Origin of the sequence: Psychrobacter sp. AOP5-GZ1-6 (genome assembly GCF_052376345.1) — a bacterium.
Classification (GTDB): Bacteria; Pseudomonadota; Gammaproteobacteria; order Pseudomonadales; family Moraxellaceae; genus Psychrobacter.
In genome coordinates, this window is record NZ_JBQSVP010000222.1 from 1 (window position 1) to 2278 (window position 2278).

The window sequence follows — 2278 nt, forward strand, 5'->3', positions numbered from 1 at the left end:
GATACCTTGTATCAAGGGGCTTTTCTTTGTCTGTGAAAAAGTGCTAGATTTCTTAATTCTTAGGCACGGCTCTGTGTGTTACTATTCATAATTACTTTTATATTTAGGAGCATGTTATGGGCGTTTCTCTCTACTATACCGCTGAGCGTACGACGCTTTTGACTGAGCAGGAGCAAGAAGACATTACGCTTATCATTGATAAATATAATGATAGCTTTGAACATGCAGAAGACGCGGAATCTTTTGATCTCTATGCTTATGATGATAGTGAGTCAGAAGTGATATTAGCAGGTGCTACTAAAATGCCTGCTAGCGTAGATGTGGAGGTCCTGATGTATAGCATCAATCATTGGCTACAATGTCTGACTGAGATTCGTCTCGTGGTTGCTGATGCAGAATGGCACGTTCATCTAGATGACAATGATGCGGTATGGGTAGATAATAGATGGCAGATGGAATAGCATCTGATCTGACTCAGATGGCAGCAAGTTAAACAATGCTTTATAAAGTGCAAGCTAAAAAGTAAATGAGGATATAAACCGATGTTAATTATCAAACTAACTGATAGCAAAGAAACTTTAGATGATATCGAAAAAATATGTCTATATCTAACCACGCATAAAGAGTTATTGCCTTTGCTAACCACTGAGGAAGACCACGACCTTGCGTATATTTTAAAGCCGACATTTAAAGCGGATCATAACGAATCTGAAAAGAAAGCGCACTGGGAAAAACTCTTTAATGAGTTTACGCTAACTGATAGTAATGGCGATGAACTGCGTTTTTATAGAGAGAAAAAAACAGATGCTCTATATTTTGGTACGAAAGAAGGGTTTGAGACGATCAAAAGCATCAATAACGATGAACCTGCTATTAGAAGCAGATTTAACAGCTAAAGCCACTAGTGAGCTTCTATTAAGCGATTAAGCTTTGATTTAAAATATGTCTCAGTCAGTTAATCAGCCAGATAGTAAATTACTATCGCTCTCTTTCAGCCTTAGAATGGAGTCTGTTTTGTTTAAACTTTACTATTATCCGAACAATGCGAGTTTAGCGCCACATTTTTTGCTGCATCATGTACAGGCGGATTATGAATTAATACTGGTTGAAAGAGAGAGTAACAGACACAAATCAGCTGATTATTTGAGGTTGAATCCTGCTGGACGTATTCCAACGCTGGTTGATGATGGGCAGGCAATCTTTGAGAGTCCTGCTATTTGCATTCATATTTGTGAATCATATTCAGAGTATGAGTTGATACCTGCACTTGGCGACCCTAAACGCCCGTTGTTTTTTCAATGGCTGGCATTTTTAAACAACACATTGCAAGCGGAGCTGATGGTTCGTTATTATCCACATCGTCACACCAATGATGAACGTAATATACCAAGTGTTATATCTGCTCAAGATGATCGTATTGCAGAGGCTTTGTCTATTATTAATGATCAGCTGGAGTCTAATGAGTTTTTGCTTGGTGAAAAACTATCGGCATGTGATTATTTCTTATTTATGTTGGCGGAGTGGTCATTGGTATCAGAAAAGTCGCCTATGACCTATAAAAACTTGGCAATGTATCTAAATCGATTAAGTGAAAATCCTAGTATAAAAGCAGTATGTGAGTTTGAAAAGATAGATCTGACACCATTTAAAATATAACCGGACTAAGTTATCAACGTTATAACTCAGAATTTTTAAGAAAGAATTGAGGCAGCAAAGGGAAAACTTATGTCAATTTGGTCACTGGTTCTAATATCATTTTTGCATATTACGATTGGTGGGGCTTTTTCACTTGGTTTTCTCTTTTATATTTGTGCAGAGAATAGCCCCGTTTTATCCGAATTTGAAAATACCGCTCTGTTTACCTTACTTATCGCATATTCAGTCTCTCTGTTAGTGAGTACTGGACTGGCCATTTACTATTATGTGGCACTTGATAGCGAGTCGTACTACTTATGCTTTTTACTGTCTTGGGGCTTGTTCATACTGCTCTTAGGTTATTGGACGTACATTTCAGCGAGATTTAGCTAATAAATTGTTTAAGGAAGGTGAGTTTGTGGCTATTAGGTTTTCATAGATATTACTATTTGAACAGCTTAATCCTCAAATAGATAGAGTCGTCAGTTTGCAAAAACTACATTTAGGCTTTAGCTATTATTTTATATTTTAACTCAGAAGTGAAACATCGTAGCGCCAATGGTAGTGTTGTGCGCCCATGTGAGAGTAGGTCATCGTCAGCTCTCTATTCTAGATAAAGCCCCCAACGTTAATTCGTCAAGGG

At 37.6% G+C, this 2278-nt stretch carries 3 protein-coding genes; all 3 read left to right on the forward strand.

The genetic code is table 11. From position 1 onward, the window contains the following. Positions 1 to 116 precede the first annotated feature (116 nt). The 3 genes from ACT3RN_RS15215 to ACT3RN_RS15225 all read left to right on the forward strand — a co-directional run bounded on the left by ACT3RN_RS15215 (position 117) and on the right by ACT3RN_RS15225 (position 1656). Entirely contained in the window at positions 117 to 461 is a 345-nt protein-coding gene (locus ACT3RN_RS15215; RefSeq protein WP_192520554.1) for a hypothetical protein, read from the forward strand. Positions 462 to 542: 81 nt separating this feature from the next. Then, the gene (locus ACT3RN_RS15220; RefSeq protein ID WP_192520553.1) at positions 543 to 896 is read left to right on the forward strand and encodes a hypothetical protein; all 354 of its coding nucleotides are present in this window, start codon (positions 543 to 545) and stop codon (positions 894 to 896) included. A gap of 118 nt (positions 897 to 1014) precedes the next feature. Beyond that, positions 1015 to 1656, forward strand: coding sequence for a glutathione S-transferase family protein (locus tag ACT3RN_RS15225; RefSeq protein ID WP_192520552.1), 642 nt, complete (start codon positions 1015 to 1017; stop codon positions 1654 to 1656). Positions 1657 to 2278 lie beyond the last annotated feature (622 nt).

Bases quoted from the DNA above. Each gene is read 5' to 3' on its own strand.
- ACT3RN_RS15215 (WP_192520554.1), top strand. From the start codon at position 117: ATGGGCGTTTCTCTCTACTATACCGCTGAGCGTACGACGCTTTTGACT.
- ACT3RN_RS15220 (WP_192520553.1), top strand. From the start codon at position 543: ATGTTAATTATCAAACTAACTGATAGCAAAGAAACTTTAGATGATATC.